The sequence below is a fragment of the Mesobacillus sp. genome, assembly GCF_057785455.1.
In genome coordinates, this window is sequence record NZ_JBYNSB010000023.1 from 43,049 (window position 1) to 61,096 (window position 18,048).

The following is an 18,048-nucleotide window of genomic DNA, read 5'->3' on the forward strand; positions in this document are numbered from 1 at the left end:
TCCTTTCTATTCCTGGGTTTCGGCTACGACCATGAGCTGTGCAGTCTGGATGCAAATTTCTTTGGAAATCTTATAGTAGGCCATTTCAAAAAGCTCGAGTCCTTCTTTTTGATATAGGCGCATCGGGTCTTCCTGCTGGTAATGGCGCATTCCGATGCCTTCTTTTAGCCTGCTCATATTTTCAAGATGCCTGATCCAATTCCTGTCGATGACGAAAGTATTAGAGCCTTTTAATGCAGCCTGCAGCTGTTGATTATTGCTGACAGAGTCTGCTTTTTCCCTGAATTTTGCTGTGCGTTCTGCAAGTAATTTCTCGAGGTCCTTGCGGTCAAAGTCCTCAGTAGGGAAGTCGATCTCCGCGCCAGGGAGGAATTGATCAAACTCAGCCTTCAGTTCCTTCACCGGCCAATTTTCCGGAATTTCATCATCAAGGCAATACTGATCAAGCAAATGATCTACAGTCTTATCCAATAGAGGCAAAATAATCGAAAGCTGATTTTCCTCTACAAGCACCCGATTGCGAAGGGTGTAAATGACATTTCGCTGTTCGTTAATGACGTCATCGAGTTTAAGATTGTACTCGCGCATTGAGAAATTCGCACCCTCAACGATCCGCTGAGTACGGTTAACGAACTCGCTGATTTTTTTATTTTGGATAAGCCCGGTTCCATCGGTTTCAAGAGTCGGCTTGAGCTTTTCAAGGTCTTCCTGGGCAAAGCGCCTGAACATATCATCCTCAACCGAGATGAAAAATTGAGAAGAACCAGGGTCGCCCTGTCGTCCGGCACGGCCTTTCAGCTGATTATCGACGCGCCTGCTTTCATGCCTCTCCGTACCGATTACATGGAGGCCGCCTAAATCGGCAACTCCTTCACCGAGGAGGATATCAGTTCCGCGGCCTGCCATATTGGTGGCGATCGTAATCCGGCCGCGCTGTCCAGCCTGAGAAATCAAGCGGACTTCCTGTTCCACCGTCTTCGCATTCAAAAGCTCAAACTGCAGATTTTCTTTTGACAGATATTCTGCAACCTTTTCCGACTGAAGGATCGAGGTCGTGCCAATCAGGACAGGCTGTCCTTTGGCATGGCGTTCCTTTACCTCTCTGGTAACAGCCTGATATTTTTGGTCTTTCGTTTCGAAGACTTTATCTTCAAGGTCCTCGCGAATAACCGGCCTGTTTGTAGGAATCTGGATGACTTCCATTCCATACACCTGGCGGAATTCGCTTTCTTCCGTTTTCGCTGTACCAGTCATCCCTGACATCATCGGGTACATGCGGAAATAGTTTTGGATGGTGACTGAAGCCTGGGTCTTATTTTCCTCAGTAACCTCAACGCCTTCTTTTGCTTCCAAAGCCTGGTGAAGGCCATCGGACATCGTGCGGCCCTCCATGATTCGGCCGGTGAACATATCGACAAGCAGGATTTTTCCTTCCTTGACGATATAATCGACATCGCGCTCAAACATGACATGGGCACGGACAGCCTGAATCATATAGTGATAAAGTGTCTGGTGCTCCAGATCATACAGATTATCGACACCAAAAGCTTTTTCTACTTTATTGATCCCAGTGTCGGTCAGGCTTGTCGCCTTAGTTTCATCATCGAAATTATAATCGACATCTTTGATAAAGCGCTTTGCCAAACGGGCTGCAATATAATGCAGGTCTGCACTTGATTCCATTTTACCGGCGATGATCAGCGGCGTTTTGGCTTCGTCAATCAGCACACTGTCAATTTCGTCGATGATCGCGAAGTGATATGGCCGCTGGACGCGCTGTGCAACGCTTCCAACCATATTATCACGCAGGTAATCAAAGCCGAATTCAGTGCCGATTCCATATGTAATATCCGCCTGATAGGCCTGCTGTTTCTCATGCGCCTCGATCATTGGGATATTCAGCCCAACTGTCAATCCAAGGAACTCATGGATCTTCCCGATCTGGTTACGGTCACGTGTTGCCAGGTAATCATTGACTGTGATAACATGAACGCCCTTGCCTTCAAGCGCACGCAAATAGCTCGGCAGGGAAGCGACAAGTGTTTTTCCTTCACCAGTCGGCATTTCAGCGATACTGCCATCATTCAGCACAAGGCCGCCGATCAGCTGTACATCATAGTGGCGCAGGCCGAGCACCCGCTTTGAAGCTTCGCGGACAACAGCGAACGCTTCAACCTTGATGTCATCGACTGTCTTTCCACTGGCAAGCTGCTCTTTAAAATAAATCGTTTTATTTTTCAGCTGTTCATCGGAAAGCTTTTCAATCTCGGATTCTAATTGATTGATCTGTTCTACCAGATTTCTATATTTTTTGAGGCGTTTCTCGTTTGAATCGCCAAATTTCTTCTTTAGCATCGACAGCATTCCATTAACGCTCCCTTATACAAATTCGTTTACTAGTATATCATTTATTTCCTTATAATAATATGTTTTGCAGGGGTGACAAATTTTTCTAGTAATCTAGGTAACTTTTCATGGAATACCTTCGTCTATATTATCGATTGAGCAAGATACCCGCGAAATCCTGCCGTTATATCCGAAAAGTATAAGTGAGCTGATTTTCCGTCGGCTCCGCGTTTGCATTGCCGCAAAACGGGAAAATAAATCTAGTACAATGGAGATATTTGTCGATATAATCATATATTAGGTATTTCGGAGATTCATTACTTATGCTATAATGCATTTTGTGGTAATCTGAGCAGCTGCTCAGGAAACCAGGCTGTAAAATCAATCCGTAACCTTAGCCAACTGTTAATTAATAACGAAAAAGTCATCAATTAGATGTTCAAAATAGAGCCGCATTGGTTATGCTATTTATTAAGGAGGACCAACATGATTTATGTGACAATGTTCATTTGTTTTATTACCTCCATATTGATCACACCGCTTGTAAAAAAATTCGCCATTAAAATTGGCGCAACTGATAAACCGAATCAGCGCAAGGTACACCAAAAAATCATGCCTCGTCTCGGAGGCCTTGCAATATATATCAGCTTCATCGTTGGTCTGCTGGTTCTCCAGCCAAGCAGCGAAACCCACTGGCCATTGGTAATCGGCAGCTTGATCATTATTTTAACCGGAATCTTTGATGATCTATTCGAACTTTCCGCAAAAATTAAGCTTGCTGGCCAATTGGCTGCTGCAGCCGTAGTTGTCATCTGGGGAGATGTCCTTGTTTCCTTCATCAACCTTCCATTCGGCGGGATGATCGAATTCGGATACTTCAGCATTCCATTGACGATCCTCTGGATTGTCGGGATCACAAATGCCATCAACCTGATCGACGGCCTTGACGGATTGGCTGCCGGAGTTTCATCGATCGCCTTGATTACGATTGCTTTCATGGCCTTGATCATGGGCAACTTCTACGTAGTCGCAATCGCATCCGTATTGCTTGCGAGCACACTCGGCTTCCTGTTTTACAACTTCCACCCAGCGAAAATCTTCATGGGTGACACAGGGGCATTGTTCCTTGGATATATCATCGCAGTGCTTTCACTGCTCGGATTCAAGAACGTAACAGTGATTTCACTCATCGTTCCTGTTATTATCCTCGGAGTACCGATTTCTGATACATTTTTTGCGATAATTCGCAGGTTTGTTAACAAACAGCCATTATCGGCACCAGATAAATCGCATTTGCACCACTGCTTGCTGAGAATTGGCTACTCACACCGCCAGACAGTCATCCTGATTTACGCAATGGCTGCATTCTTCGGCCTGACAGCCGTCATCTTCTCACAGGCAAAAGTATGGGGATCCTTCCTTGTAATAGGAGGCCTGCTGATCCTGATTGAAGTGCTTGCAGAAAGCATCGGGCTCATGGGCAAGAACAGACGCCCACTGCTTAAGTTCCTGCGAGGACGTTATTCTACAGCTAAAGACAGATAAATAAGTTATGAACCGCTCCTGGGATGAATGGGGGCGGTTCTTTTTGTGTTATTTGTAACTGGAAAAAATCAGCTTGAATTACCAATTCGTCGATATAATTGAAAAATCGTCGATAAGTAGAGTGAATTCGTCGATATAATTTATTTTTCGTCGATAAGTATGCCGGATTCGTCGATATAATAAAACACAGCGCGATGTGAGCTGGTTTTATCTTCTACAGAGGGGAGGTACTAGAGGTTCGGGAGGATAATGAGTAAGATTTAAGGAAATAGGAGCTTGGATTGCTCAAAAAAAGGGCCATTAGAATAATTCAACATGAAAAAAGCGGATTTGAAATTGTCATAAGATTGTTTATTAGAACAATTCAACCGAGAAAAGTGAAACTGCAATAAGCGAGACCCTCAATACAGTATAACCCGAAAAGTAGAGCGAGACTCTCGATGCAGTTCAACTTGAAGAAGCGTTCACGAACTGCAATGAGCGTGGCTCTCGATGCAGTTCACCTTGAAAAAGAGTCCGCGAACTGCAATGGGCGAGGCTCTCGATGCAGTTCACCTTGAAGAAGCGTCCGCGAACTGCAATGAATGGAGCTCTCGATGCAGTACAACATGAAAAAGAGTCCACGAACTGCAAGGGGCGTGCCTCTCGATGCAGTTAACTTGAAAAAGCGTCCGCGAACTGCAATGGGCGTGGCTCTCAATACAGTTCAACAGGAAAAAGCATACATGAATTGCAATGAGCGGGGGATTCAAGACTAATCACAAAAATATCGACACCGTTACCCCAGCAAACCCCTAACAACAAAACGCCACACCAACTTCCTCGCCCCTCAAACTTCCAAAAATAATCCAAATTAACTACAAACAAAAAGTTTCACTCCATAAGAATCCGGTTAAACATAAAACAAAGGCCAAACCATCACAACTATCACACACACACACACACACCAAGCACCCGAGAAACAAAAAAGGACAGCCCCACCAGGAGCTGTCCTAATACATACTTATTCTTCTTCGTAAATGTAAGAGTCGTCTTCATCCTTCAGGCTGTCAGCAAGATGGTGCTCGTCATCACTGCTTGAGCTGCCGACCTTTAAATGGTCTTTTAAATCAAGGATGGTTTGCTGCAATGCTTCTTCATCCAGCTGGTAGTAGTACACGCCGTCAATCATGGAGTCAGAACCCTGCAGGGACATAGTTTCTACATTCAGGCTTGAGCCTGCAGTTGCATAATCGATCAATGCCTTCATTTCGCTGAAGCTGAGGTCAGTACGCATGTTGTCGCCGACTGCTTCCATTACATCTGAATACTTCGTGATGGATTTTGCGGAGGCTGCTTTTTTCATGATCGCTTTTAAAATTTCCTGCTGACGTTTGCCGCGTTCGATATCATTATCCTGTTTTCGAGTCCTTGCAAGTGCCAAAGCTTGTTCTCCATCCAGTGTCTGAAGTCCTGGCTTAAGGTAGATAGCTCCAGTCTTGTCTTTTGAGTTCTTCTCGTGCAATTCATAAGGTACGTCCACTTTGATGCCATCCAATGCGTCAACGACGTCAATGAATGCATCGAAGTTCATTTGTACATAATAATCAACAGGAACATCAAGTGTGTTTTCGACTGTCTCGATTGTTGAAGTGATTCCGCCCTTGCCATATGCATGGTTAATTTTCGTTTTAAACCCTTTGCTAGGGATGTATACATATGAATCGCGCGGGATGCTCAGCAATTTAATTGACTTTTCTTTTTCATTCAAAGTAGCAAGCATCAGCGCATCGGTTCTTGATGCGTCTTCAAAATTGCGTGACTCGCTGTCATCGATGCCGACGAACAGGATCGAGATATTATCAATATCGGGATTAACCGCTTTTTCCCGTTTGTCTGACTGGCGATCCAGCGGTTTATAGGAATCATCAATTACAGATTGTGCTTTATTATATAAAAATGCGCCATAACCGCCGGCAGTCAGGGCAAAAAAGACAATGACAAACATGACAACGGAAAGAATTCTTCTCCGTTTTTTGCGTTTCCTTTGATCTGAACGTCTATCAACAAGCATATAAGAGCTCCTTTTTTGTAAAAATAAGACGAATTTTGAAAGCCAAGTTTTATTTTACAATTTTTCACGTATTTCGTAAAATGAATTTTTTATTACTAACGTGTTTCAGCGCTATATTTTTCCAGTGACAGGGACTCAAAAGCGCATTTACCTACACCAATTCCTCCAAATACTGCATGTCACCATCACGCAATTCACATTGCCCGCTTGTCTGCTCGATCATCCACTCTTTGAAAGCTTCTGTCTGGGCTTCCTCGACGAATGTCTCGATTTCCACCTTATCAAGATAATGAATTTCTTTCAGCTGGTAAATCGAACCGCGGAGCTCGTTCTCAATTTTTCCAAGCCAGGTGTAGTCAATTGTTGTATGCATAATCCTCATTAGTTTGCGTTCAACGATACCGACAGCTGCCAATCCTTCTGATGTCGCTTTACCATAAGCGCGGATCAATCCGCCGGCTCCCAGCTTGATTCCGCCAAAATAGCGGGTGATGACAACGACCGTGTCCTTAAGATGCTTCTTTTTCAGCACCTCAAGCATCGGTACTCCTGCAGTACCGCTTGGCTCGCCGTCATCATTGGCTTTCTGGATATGGTCATTCTCGCCAATCATATAAGCGGAGCAATTGTGGTTGGCGTTCCAGTTCTGCTTCTTGATCTTCTGGATGAATTCCTGTGCTTCTTCCTCTGATTCCACCCTATTTATATATGCAATGAAACGGGATTTCTGAATCTCGATTTCATGTTCGCCGTAACCTTTTACTGTATAGTATTTTGGCAGCAAGCTCGCTCGTCCCTTCTATCAAAAATTTCCCAATAGTCTCTATGGTCATTTGGACGCAGTACTTGTTTTCGATGGGCATTTTTAATGCTACAATTCATTATAAGTTTCCGAGATTCATGGGACAATTGTTGTCTTATGATTGTAATATAACTTTAATACAGTAATTGTGTTTGAATGTTATAATAATGAGTGGTCCGACCAGGTTGAATGGAGTCTGCCAAACGTTTTTGGAAAAATGTTTTTATTTTAAAAATGGCGTTTAACTCCTAGAATAATAGGATATAAGACTTAGAATGAAAAATCAAACCTGCGTCTTTGGAATGATTTTCGCGAAAATTGGCATGATTTTCTTGTTGAAATTAGTAACAATTCGTGTTTAGAGCTAAAATATCTTTAGTGCCACCCTTGGGGGAGTTTTTACATGGCGATTAAAACCTTTGATTCAAAATCGCTTGATCAGATTCTCGAGAAAATGATTGAGACGGTTGGGGAAAGCAAGGATGAAATCTTCCGGATCGGCGAAGAATGCCGGTCTGATTTTGAATCAATCACCGAAGAATTACAAGATATAAAACGAAAGGTCGCGCAAACGATCAATGAAGGCGACTTCCTGGACACGCAGGTAAGGGCAGCGAGGAAACGGCTGTCCGAGGTAAGCAAGCACTTCAAAGATTATACGGAAGCCCAGGTACGCGAAGCCTATGAAGTCGCACACAAGCTGCAAATGGATCTGACATTGAACAGACAGGCTGAAAAGCAGCTTCGTGAAAAACGCGATGACCTGGAGCGCCGGCTTCTTGGCTTGAATGAAACGATCGAACGGGCAGACCATCTTGTTTCGCAAATAACCGTTGTCATGAATTATTTGATGAGCGATATCAGGCAAATGGGTGAAGCACTGGAAACGGCGAAGCAGAAGCAGGATTTTGGCCTTAAGATCATTGAAGCCCAGGAGGACGAGCGGAAAAGGCTATCCCGGGAAATCCATGATGGCCCGGCACAGATGCTGGCGAATGTCATGATGCGTTCCGACCTGATTGAAAAAATTTATAAAGAGCGAAGTGCCAGCGAGGCAATAATTGAAATTCGCAATATGAAAAAAATGGTCCGGTCTGCATTATATGAGGTCCGAAGAATCATTTACGATTTAAGGCCAATGGCTCTTGACGATTTAGGCCTGGTTCCTACCCTCAAAAAATATTTGCAGACAATCGAAGAGTATCATAAGACAACCAGAATCCAATTCACAAATATGGGAGAGGACAGGAGACTGCAAGCGAAGTATGAAGTCGCATTGTTCCGGATGATACAGGAGTCGGTGCAAAATGCACTTAAGCATGCGAACGCAGGCACGATCCAGGTAAAGCTTGATATCAAAAGGGATCTTGTCATGGCAGTCATCAAGGATGATGGACAGGGCTTTGATGTCAATGAAAAGAAACCTGAGTCTTTTGGGCTTCTGGGAATCAGAGAACGAGTTGAGCTCCTTGAAGGCGAGCTGAATATCCACTCGAAAATCGGTGCAGGGACCCTGGTGATCATCCAGGTTCCGCTGAATCTATAACTCTCGAAATGAGCGATCCATCGCAGCTAGCTGCCAACAAGTTAAAAAAATAGAGATAGAAGCCGTAGGGGAGGCGAAAGTATGACAACCAAGATTGTTATTATTGACGACCATCAACTTTTCAGAGAAGGGGTAAAACGAATCCTTGATTTTGAACCATCATTTGAAGTAGTGGCAGAAGGCGATGATGGCAGCGAAGCGGTTGAGCTGGTTGAACAATACCAGCCGGATGTAGTGATCATGGATATCAACATGCCGAATATAAACGGTGTAGAGGCAACTTCCCAGCTCATCCAGAAATACCCGGAGTCTAAGGTCATCATCCTTTCGATTCATGATGATGAAAACTATGTAACGCATGCTCTTAAAACAGGGGCAACAGGCTATCTTTTAAAAGAAATGGATGCCGATGCGCTTATCGAAGCCGTCAAGGTTGTCGCAGATGGCGGTTCATACCTGCATCCGCGCGTCACGCATAATCTTGTAAAAGAATACCGCCGATTGTCCACAGATGAGAGCGGATCTGATAAGTACATATCAAAGGTGGAGCTCCGCCGCCCGCTTCATTTGCTGACACGCCGCGAATGCGAAGTCCTTCAGCTCCTTGCTGACGGAAAAAGCAACAGAGGCATTGGCGAAGCATTATTCATCAGTGAAAAGACGGTCAAGAACCATGTCAGCAACATCCTGCAGAAGATGAATGTTAACGACCGTACCCAGGCTGTAGTCGTAGCAATCAAGAACGGCTGGGTTGAGGTTCGCTAGACTTTAAAAATATGTGTTAAAGCTGAATTGATTTTTAAACCTGTTGATTGTAGTGGGAGGCGCGCAGACTCCTTCAGAGGAAAGCGAAGCGCCTGGAACGAAAATCAACACTTAGTTTAACAAAGATAAAATAAAAACCACATTTGTCGAAATGGCGAATGTGGTTTTTTGTCGAAATACAGTTTTTAATGTTGGAAAAATACGACAGAAAACTCGCCGAGAATTTACAAAAACTTAAATAAATCAGCTATAATGAGAGAACAATAAGCAGCAAAGGGGTGGTCATTATATCTTCTCTATGGGAACTAACGGATGAAAAACTGATAGAAGCTTACCATAAAGCTACTCTATTGAAGTTAGATGATACCTTTATTGAAATGCTGGAATCAGAATTAAGCGCAAGAGGATTGGAAAACACGATCAGTTTATGTGTTTCTTGAAAAAGTACGTAACGCTGTGCAATCGATTGCCAGCGTTTTTTAATGCCATAAAACTGTAACGGAAAATTTTATCTCGAGCGGATCGGAAAAATACTCTCGCAAAGAATGCAATTTAGATTATGTTCGTATAAAATGGGAGTGAGCATAAGTAGAGAAAACATAAGGATGGTAACTTTTTTATGAGAACTGCAGTTGTAACGGATAGTACAGCGTACATCCCGAAAGAATTGCGAGAGAAATGGAATATCCACATGATTCCGTTAACCGTGATTTTTGGAACGGAAACCTGCCAAGAAGAAGTAGATATCAGCGCAGAAGCGTTTTATGAAAAAATACAAACCCGGGAGCTGCCAACAACATCCCAGCCGCCAATCGGCGAGTTTGTCGAGCTTTTTGAAAAACTGTCAGCAGACTATGACCAGGTTGTCAGCATCCATCTGTCCAGCGGAATCAGCGGCACCTATCAAGGTGCAATAACTGCCGGCGAAATGGCAGAAGGAATTAAAGTATTCGCATTCGATTCTGAAATCAGCTGCATGGTCCAGGGCTTTTATGCCTTGGAAGCAGCGGAGATGGCGGAACAAGGCAAGAGTGGCGAAGAAATCATCGCTCGCCTTGAGGAAATGAAGCAGTCGGTGAGGGCCTACTTTATGGTGGACGATCTAAGCCACCTGCAGCGCGGCGGCAGATTATCCGGTGCCCAGGCCTTGATTGGAAGCATCCTGCAGGTGAAGCCATTGCTTCACTTTGAAGACAAAAAGATCGTCCCGTTTGAAAAAGTCCGCACCCGCAAAAAGGCTTTGAATAGAGTTGTCGAGCTTTTGGCAGAAGACTCCGCAAGCGGTGAAAAGTACATTGCTGCCATCATTCATGCCAACAGGGAAGCAGAGGCACTCGAGTGGAAAAGTGAGCTTGAGGCACAATTCCCGAATGTCGAATTCATGATCAGCTATTTCGGCCCTGTAATCGGAACCCATCTCGGTGAAGGTTCTATGGGCATGGGCTGGTACAAAAAATAATCAACAGCTTACAGCGCCATTTCCGATCCGTCTGGAATGGCGCCCCACAATTAACCCCAGGTTGTCCACAGAATATCCAGCTTATCAACAAACAAGCCTGCTTATTCACAAAGATAATTCCTTGAAATCCATTTATCCACAGCCAGTAACCGTTACCATCCTCTTTTTACACACATTTAGTATGTTATCAACAAAATAACCCACATAATCCACAGAAATAACAAATTATCCACATAAAAATCCACAAGAGGTGTGATTAACTATGAGGTTTATGTTAGAAAGTGGCAAATTGATCCCCAGAACAAAAGCTGCATTTGATGAGCATTCAAAACCACTGTGGAAAATTACCGCTATTCCTCACTTATCCACAAATCCTTCTTTTTCTACTAATCCTGAACTACAAAAGTTACTGGCGGGGAAACAATTATTGGTTGATGATCTGCCTTTTACATTTGAAGAAATTCAGGAGCACTACGAAAATGGGCAGTTAGTTTACCGCAAAGGAATTGAGATGGAGAATCACAGTTTAAAATGTTCACGTTGCGGGACGACAGATCCTGATTGGTTTGCGGAATTTCCGTGTGCCCGCTGCGGTGAGACCGACGTGTATTGCCGGAACTGTTTGATGATGGGCAGGATAAGCGGGTGTGCACCTCTTATAAGCTGGGCTGGGGAAGAACCTGGTTTTCCTGTGGATAAACACCCGCTTCAATGGGATGGGAAGTTATCGGAAGGCCAAAAATATGCCAGCAAGCGCGTTACTGATGCTGTTAAAGCTTCCTCCGAGCTGCTTGTCTGGGCTGTTTGCGGAGCCGGGAAAACTGAGGTGCTTTTTGCCGGGATTGCCGAGGCGCTATCCACAGGAAAGCGGGTTTGTCTGGCCACACCGCGAACCGATGTGGTTCTTGAACTGACACCCCGATTGAAAAAGGTATTTCCCCATGTGAAAATTGCCTCTTTATACGGCGGGAGCGAGGACCGCCATGAATATGCACAACTGACAATTGCGACAACCCACCAGCTGCTGCGCTTTTACCAGGCGTTTGATGTCATGATTGTCGATGAAGTTGATGCATTTCCATATTCAATTGATGAAACACTGCAGTATGCGGTCCAGCAAGCAAGGAAGACACGATCAGCATTTATCTTCCTGACTGCTACACCAAGCCGGAAATGGCAGCGCGAATGCAGGCTTGGCAAAAGAGATCATGTCACCATTCCCGCCCGATTCCATCGCCGTCCGCTCCCTGTTCCGAGATTTGTATGGTCAGGCAAGTGGGAGAAAAAGCTTACAAAAGGAAAGCTCCCTGCTCCCGTGATGAAGTGGGTTGAAGCAAGGCTGTCAGCTGGAAAGCAGGCATTATTATTTGCCCCTAAAATATCCTCAATGGAAAAAATCCTCCCGATACTTCAAGAAGTGAATCCACTAATTGAATCCGTGCACGCTCAGGATCCTGACCGGAAAGAAAAGGTCATGAAAATGAGAAATAAGGAAATACCGATTCTGATTACGACGACTATTTTGGAGCGTGGTGTTACGTTTCCGAATATTGATGTTGCGGTAATCGGCTCGGAGGATGGTGTTTTTACCGAAAGCGCCCTCGTGCAGATTGCCGGCCGTGCCGGGAGAAGCGCTGAATTCCCAACGGGTGATGTGGTGTTTTTTCATTATGGAAAAACTGAAGCGATGATGCGCGCCCGCAAGCAAATCCTAATGATGAACAGAGAGGGAATCAGGAAAGGATTGATTGATGATGAATCTGTGGAAGGGTGAGCGCTGTTTGCTTTGTCATGTGGAGATGGAACCTGATGTTTCATGGGGAAGTATTTTTGGGAAGGCGGAACCAGTCAGGATTTGTAGTGAGTGTGAGGAAAAGCTGATGCCGATTGAGGGGGAAACCTGCTCTGTTTGCTCCCGGCCATTTGCGAACTTGGATTCTGAATATCGAATAGGAAGTATTTGCTTTGATTGCAGGCGTTGGGAGCAGGACGATGAATGGGTTGGGAGCCTGGACAAAAATATCTCCTTGTATAACTATGACGATTTTACAAAGGAAACGATTGCGAGATTTAAATTTCGCGGGGATTATGTGCTTGCCGATGTTTTTGCAAGGGATTTTCGTGGTATATTGCAACGTTTGCACTATGATTTAATCGTTCCGATTCCTTTAAGCGATGAACGGCTGTATGAACGGGGCTTCAACCAGGCAGAGGCAATCATCAGGACCGCAGGGTTTGAGCCGACTCATTTATTGACAAGAATCCATACAGAAAAACAGTCAAAAAAATCCTGTCATGAACGAATCCATCTTGAGCAGGTATTTAAATTGGAAACGGAGATGGATTTAACCAGTAAAACAATTTTGCTTGTTGACGATATATATACTACAGGCTCAACGCTGCGGCATGCGGCGAAGCTTTTAAAAGAAAATGGAGCGGCTAAAGTGCATTCGTTAACTTTGGCGCGTTGATACATATTGAGATAAAATTGAAGGAGGAAGGATCATGGATCTTTCTAATTGCCCAGAATGCGGCGAAATCTATATAAAAAGTAAATTCCGTGATGTGTGCGAGAAGTGCTGGCGTGAAGAAGAAGCGGCATATGATACTGTCTCTAAATATATGAGGAAGCGGGAGAATCGTGCCGCCACAATGCTGCAAGTCGTAGAAGCAACTGGGATACCTGAGGTGTTAATCCTCAAATTCATAAAAAATGGCAAGCTTCAGATCACGCAATTTCCGAATTTGGGCTATCCATGTGACAAATGTGGAGCGATCATCCGAACTGGCAGGCTTTGTGAAAGCTGTGCTGGTGAGATCAGAAATGATTTAAAGGAATTCGAGAAACAGGAAGAATTCAAACAAAAGATGAGTAGCCATAAAGGCACTTATTTTACAAGAAATTAAATATGACCAAAGTCGTGATTTTACATTATCACTAAAGTTAACAGGGTTATGTCCGATAATAAGGATATAGAATCCTGAACTTTCGAAAGCGAGGGGTATAAATGAAAATCAATAATTTTGGAACACACAGAATTAATCCATACAACCGTCAAATCAATAAAATGGAAGAATTGAAAAAGGCTGAAAAACCAGTTGATAAGGTCGAGATTTCTTCGACTGCAAAAGCGATGCAGCAAGGTTCAGAAGTGGAACAGCTGCGCGCGAAAAAGGTGGAAGAGCTGAAAAACCAGGTGCAGAGCGGTACTTACAAGCCGAATCCTCAGGAAATAGCGAAAAGCATCGCCGATTTCTATTCCAAAAAATAAGGCCGGGGGACAATCATGAGCATCAATCACCTTATTGATAGCATGGCCAAGCTTCTGAAGCTGCACAAAAGCCTGCTCGAGCTGGTGTTTAGAAAGACAGCAATACTGGAAGCGGAAGATGTGCCGGCTTTGACTGAACTGTTGAAGGAAGAGCAGACGCATATTTTTGCGATTGAGAAGCTGGAAGCAGAGCGGCGCAGGATTGCAGGGGATAAGATATTAAGTGAGCTGCTCGTGGAATTGGCTGATCAAGATCGGGAGACTTTAACTGAAATCAGCAAGGAACTGCAGGGTGTCATTGAAAAGATCCAAAAGCAGAATGAATTGAATCAAGGGCTGATTACCCAGTCGCTGAAATTCATCTCTTTTTCGATGAGCCTGGTCACTCCGCCACAAGAAGACTTCAATTACGGAAAAAGTGAGCCGGCTCCTGCAGGCAGGGGTCTGTTCAATTCAAAAGCGTAATTTTTTTACTGGAGGAACTAATAAATGCGTTCGACCTTTATGGGATTAGAAACAGCAAGGCGCGGAATGTTCACGCAGCAATCCGCTTTACATACGACCGGACATAATATTGCCAATGCCAATACACCGGGCTACACAAGGCAACGTGTAAATTTTGCCCAGACGGAGCCCTATCCGTCAGCAGCGATGAACAGGCCGAATATTCCGGGCCAGGTTGGCACTGGGGTAAAAGCGGATGCCGTTCAGCGCATACGTGAAGGCTTCCTTGATGTCCAGTACCGGAATGAAACGAATAAGCTTGGGTATTCATCCTCAAAGGCAGAAGCGTATCAAAAACTGGAACAGATCATGAATGAGCCGTCTGATTCTGGATTGTCCAATACAATGGATCAATTCTGGCAGGCGCTTCAGGATTTAGCCGTTAATCCAAGCAATGAAGGTGCAAAATCAGTTGTCCGCCAGCGCGGAATCGCGGTAGCCGAAACCTTCAATTATCTGCACAATTCGCTGGTTGCGGTACAGAAAGACATTGGCAATGAAATTAATGTCACTGTCAACAAGGTAAATTCCCTTGTAAAGCAAATCAATGGCCTGAATGAGCAGATTGGTGACGTTGAGCCGCACGGATATTTGCCGAACGACCTATACGATGAGCGCGACAGGCTGATCGATGAACTATCTTCTATTATAAATATTAAAGTGGAATATGCAGAACCGGGTGGAAATGCCCATTCTGGAGCTGAAGGCAAAGCCATCGTCAAGCTTGTAAGCGATACAGGCAAGCAGCATGCCATCCTTGTCGGGAAGGGAAGCTTTAGTGAAATTTCCATCAATAAAGATGCAGATAATGCTGTAGAAAGCATTAAAGTGGGCAATACAGAGATCTCGTTTAATGACCTGCAGTCCCGAGGCAAGCTGAAAGGGCTTGTAGAAGCCTTTGCTTATAAAAATGATAAAGGGGAAGTATCCGGCATTTATGCTGATATGCTAAAAGAGCTGGACAACCTTGCGTTTACGTTTGCAAATGCGTTCAATGATGTGCATAAAACAGGCTTTAGCCCGAATGAAATTAAGGGTACTGATGGAACTGGGCCAAAATCAGAAGAAATATCCTTTTTTGCGGATAAAGATTCTGCGCCAATCGGCAACCTTGAAGGCTTCGCCGGCAGGATGACAGTGGATAATAAAATCCTTGCGAGCCTTGACAATATCGCAACTGCTTCTGGAGATGACCTGACAAAAGCAACTCTTGGTGACGGTTCAAACGTGTTAAACCTGGCAAATGTCCTGACTAAACCATTGAGCTATGATGGCAGCTCGGAGACAGCTGATTTCCGCAATTACTATGAAGGCGTAATCGGCGGGATGGCTGTACAGGCACAGGAAGCAAACCGGATGACTTTAAATAGTGAAGCGCTGCAGCTTGCTGTCCAAAATAAACGTGAATCAGTAAGCACTGTTTCTTTAGATGAAGAAATGACAAACATGATCCAATTCCAGCATGCCTATAATGCATCGGCTAGAATGATTTCCCTCCAGGACGAGCTTCTGGACAAAATCATCAACGGCATGGGAACCGGCGGAAGGTAGGGTGAAATAGATGCGAGTCACACAATCGATGCTGTCTTCCAACTCACTTAGGAATCTGAGCGAGAGCTACAGGAGAATGGGAACGTACGAAGACCAGCTTGCTACAGGCAAAAAAATCAATAAACCTTCCGATGACCCGGTTGTCGCGATGAAGGGGATGTACTATCGCTCCAATCTGACGGAAGTTGAACAATATAAGCGCAATCTGTCCGAGCTTTATCTGTGGATGGATAATTCAGAGGCTGGGATTGACCAGGCAAACAGCGCACTTCAGCGTGTACGTGAACTGACGATCCAGGGTAAAAATGATACAAACAGCCCGGATGACCGCAAGGCAATTGCCCGCGAGATTGACCAATTAAAGCAAAGCCTCGCAGCAACAGCCAACACACAGGTGGGCGGACGCTATATTTTCCACGGTACGGATGTAATGGAACCTGTAGTTACCACTGAGAATCCAGTAAAAGTTGCTGAAAACTTAACATCGGATAAAATCAACAACTACCAGGTCGAAGTGTCCCGCGGCGTGTTCATGAAAGCCAACGTGAATCCTGCCAATGTGTTCAACCAGGAAATGTTCGACACGGTCCAAAAAATCCAGGATCAGCTGGAAAGTGCTGACCCACAGGGAATGGATCAGCTGCTTGATGACCTGGATAACGTGATGAACCAATTATCAGCGGAACGATCCGAGCTAGGAGCACGCTACAATCGCTTGGAAATGGTGGATAATCGACTCAGTCAGCAGGAAGTAATGGCGACCAAGATCATGTCTGATAATGAGGATGCCGATATCGAGCGCGTGATCATGGATCTGAAATCACAGGAAAGCGTTCATCGTGCTGCTTTGAGCGTGAGTGCACGAATCATTCAGCCAACTTTGATGGATTTTCTAAGATAAACTTAACTAAAGCCTTATCAAGCTATTTGATAAGGCTTTTCTTATAGGAGGTTAGTTACCTATGAACATACCGCAAATAAGGATGCAATCTACTTTTGCACAGATCGGAATGGAAACGAGCCGTGGAGAGCTGCAAATTGAACAGCGACATGCTGATATGAGTATTGAACAGCCTAAGGCGGAGATGATCGTCGACCGAAGACCGCCCAGGCTGACAATCGACCAGACAAGAGCCTTTGAGGATGTGAATCTGAAGAGCGTGTTTCGAATGACGGAGGATGCAGCCCAGGCAGGCTATCAGCAAGCAATGGACGCCATCGCAACAAGAGCTCAGGAAGGCGACGAACTGATGATGATTGAGCACGGATTTTCGGCGATTCCAAACCAGTCAGAGCGGAACAGCCTGCCGCCTCAGGCAGACTTTAACATAGGCTGGATTCCATCCCATAATAGTGTCAAAATAAATTATGACCCAGGCGAAACGAGAATCAACTGGAATACACGCCCGGTAAATATCGAAGTAACACCGAACAAGCCAATAATTGACTATTACCCTGGCAAAACAAATATCTATTTACAGCAAAAAAATTCACTAAATATCGATTTTGAAATCTAAAGGAGATTTTAAGATGAGACTTACTACTAAATATCATAATGAAGTTGAAGTGAAAGAATCAGAGATTTTGCATTTTGAAAAAGGGATTCCGGGATTTCCAGATGAGAAGAAATTTATAGTTTTGCCATTGAATGAGGATGGATCATTTTCTGTATTGCAGTCGGTGGAAACAGCAGGTTTAGCTTTAGTCATCGCAAGCCCATTTGCCTTTTTTACTGACTATGATTTTAGGTTGGAAGAATCCGTGGTAGAGGAGCTGGAACTTGAATCTGAAAAGGATGTTTTGGTTTATTCGATTTTAACGGTAGAGGATCCGTTTGAGAAGACGACAGCCAACCTGCAGGCACCAGTTGTAATAAATAAATCTAATAACAAAGCAAAACAGGTTATTTTAGTAGAGGAAGGCTATAAGACAAAGCATAGTTTATTTGAAAAGGTAAAGGGGTGAGATGAATGCTTGTTCTGACACGGAAGAATGGGGAAACTATCAAAATTGGTGATGATATCGAGATCACTATTGTTTCATCTAAAAATGATCAGGTGAAAATTGGGATTAAGGCTCCTAAAAGTGTAGAAATCCTGAGGAAAGAAATTTATAAACAAATCCAGGAAGAGAACCAGCAGGCATCAAAAGACATTACAAGCTTGCTTGAGAATTTTAAGGTGCAAAAATAAAGATATTTTTTTA

At 44.2% G+C, this 18,048-nt stretch carries 18 protein-coding genes; 15 read left to right on the plus strand and 3 right to left on the minus strand.

The window, feature by feature from the left end:
- Nucleotides 1–6: 6 nt before the first annotated feature.
- On the minus strand, nt 7–2,364 hold the full coding sequence (gene secA2 / locus AC3EBE_RS08335; protein WP_488594556.1) for an accessory Sec system translocase SecA2: 2,358 nt from the start codon (nt 2,362–2,364) through the stop codon (nt 7–9).
- A 468-nt stretch (nt 2,365–2,832) separates the two neighbouring features.
- Here secA2 and AC3EBE_RS08340 point away from each other — a divergent pair, with 468 nt between their 5' ends.
- On the plus strand, nt 2,833–3,891 hold the full coding sequence (locus AC3EBE_RS08340) for a glycosyltransferase family 4 protein (protein ID WP_488594557.1): 1,059 nt from the start codon (nt 2,833–2,835) through the stop codon (nt 3,889–3,891).
- A 1,003-nt stretch (nt 3,892–4,894) separates the two neighbouring features.
- Here the strand turns inward: AC3EBE_RS08340 and AC3EBE_RS08345 are convergent.
- Complete coding sequence (locus tag AC3EBE_RS08345; RefSeq protein ID WP_488594558.1) at nt 4,895–5,944, minus strand: LCP family protein; 1,050 nt, start codon at nt 5,942–5,944, stop codon at nt 4,895–4,897.
- Nucleotides 5,945–6,095: 151 nt separating this feature from the next.
- Nucleotides 6,096–6,728: a YigZ family protein gene (locus AC3EBE_RS08350; RefSeq protein ID WP_488594559.1), complete on the minus strand. Its 633-nt coding sequence runs from the start codon at nt 6,726–6,728 to the stop codon at nt 6,096–6,098.
- 421 nt (nt 6,729–7,149) lie between these two features.
- Between AC3EBE_RS08350 and AC3EBE_RS08355 the strand changes: the two genes are divergently transcribed.
- The 14 genes from AC3EBE_RS08355 to csrA all read left to right on the plus strand — a co-directional run bounded on the left by AC3EBE_RS08355 (nt 7,150) and on the right by csrA (nt 18,035).
- Nucleotides 7,150–8,292: a sensor histidine kinase gene (locus AC3EBE_RS08355; RefSeq protein WP_488594560.1), complete on the plus strand. Its 1,143-nt coding sequence runs from the start codon at nt 7,150–7,152 to the stop codon at nt 8,290–8,292.
- Nucleotides 8,293–8,373: 81 nt separating this feature from the next.
- Complete coding sequence (locus AC3EBE_RS08360) at nt 8,374–9,057, plus strand: response regulator (RefSeq protein ID WP_488594561.1); 684 nt, start codon at nt 8,374–8,376, stop codon at nt 9,055–9,057.
- A 278-nt stretch (nt 9,058–9,335) separates the two neighbouring features.
- A complete protein-coding gene (sda, locus tag AC3EBE_RS08365; RefSeq protein WP_488594562.1) occupies nt 9,336–9,497 on the plus strand; it encodes a sporulation histidine kinase inhibitor Sda in 162 nt (53 codons plus the stop codon).
- 179 nt (nt 9,498–9,676) lie between these two features.
- Entirely contained in the window at nt 9,677–10,516 is an 840-nt protein-coding gene (locus AC3EBE_RS08370; RefSeq protein ID WP_488594563.1) for a DegV family protein, read from the plus strand.
- Between the two features lie 262 nt (nt 10,517–10,778).
- Nucleotides 10,779–12,290, plus strand: coding sequence for an ATP-dependent helicase ComFA (locus tag AC3EBE_RS08375; RefSeq protein ID WP_488594564.1), 1,512 nt, complete (start codon nt 10,779–10,781; stop codon nt 12,288–12,290).
- The gene (locus AC3EBE_RS08380) at nt 12,268–12,987 is read left to right on the plus strand and encodes a ComFC family protein (RefSeq protein ID WP_488594565.1); all 720 of its coding nucleotides are present in this window, start codon (nt 12,268–12,270) and stop codon (nt 12,985–12,987) included. Before AC3EBE_RS08375 ends, AC3EBE_RS08380 begins: the two co-directional genes overlap by 23 nt.
- 34 nt (nt 12,988–13,021) lie before the next feature.
- Nucleotides 13,022–13,423 (plus strand): TIGR03826 family flagellar region protein, encoded by a 402-nt coding sequence (locus AC3EBE_RS08385; RefSeq protein WP_488594566.1) that lies wholly within the window; start codon nt 13,022–13,024, stop codon nt 13,421–13,423.
- 101 nt (nt 13,424–13,524) lie between these two features.
- On the plus strand, nt 13,525–13,788 hold the full coding sequence (flgM, locus tag AC3EBE_RS08390) for a flagellar biosynthesis anti-sigma factor FlgM (RefSeq protein WP_488594567.1): 264 nt from the start codon (nt 13,525–13,527) through the stop codon (nt 13,786–13,788).
- Nucleotides 13,789–13,803: 15 nt separating this feature from the next.
- The gene (locus AC3EBE_RS08395; protein WP_488594568.1) at nt 13,804–14,253 is read left to right on the plus strand and encodes a flagellar protein FlgN; all 450 of its coding nucleotides are present in this window, start codon (nt 13,804–13,806) and stop codon (nt 14,251–14,253) included.
- A gap of 24 nt (nt 14,254–14,277) precedes the next feature.
- A complete protein-coding gene (gene flgK, locus AC3EBE_RS08400) occupies nt 14,278–15,843 on the plus strand; it encodes a flagellar hook-associated protein FlgK (RefSeq protein WP_488594569.1) in 1,566 nt (521 codons plus the stop codon).
- Between the two features lie 10 nt (nt 15,844–15,853).
- Nucleotides 15,854–16,744, plus strand: a complete 891-nt coding sequence (gene flgL, locus AC3EBE_RS08405; RefSeq protein WP_488594570.1) for a flagellar hook-associated protein FlgL — start codon at nt 15,854–15,856, stop codon at nt 16,742–16,744.
- A 61-nt stretch (nt 16,745–16,805) separates the two neighbouring features.
- Complete coding sequence (locus tag AC3EBE_RS08410) at nt 16,806–17,360, plus strand: DUF6470 family protein (protein WP_488594571.1); 555 nt, start codon at nt 16,806–16,808, stop codon at nt 17,358–17,360.
- A 13-nt stretch (nt 17,361–17,373) separates the two neighbouring features.
- Nucleotides 17,374–17,808: a flagellar assembly protein FliW gene (gene fliW, locus AC3EBE_RS08415; RefSeq protein ID WP_488594572.1), complete on the plus strand. Its 435-nt coding sequence runs from the start codon at nt 17,374–17,376 to the stop codon at nt 17,806–17,808.
- 5 nt (nt 17,809–17,813) lie between these two features.
- A complete protein-coding gene (csrA, locus tag AC3EBE_RS08420) occupies nt 17,814–18,035 on the plus strand; it encodes a carbon storage regulator CsrA (protein WP_488594573.1) in 222 nt (73 codons plus the stop codon).
- Nucleotides 18,036–18,048 lie beyond the last annotated feature (13 nt).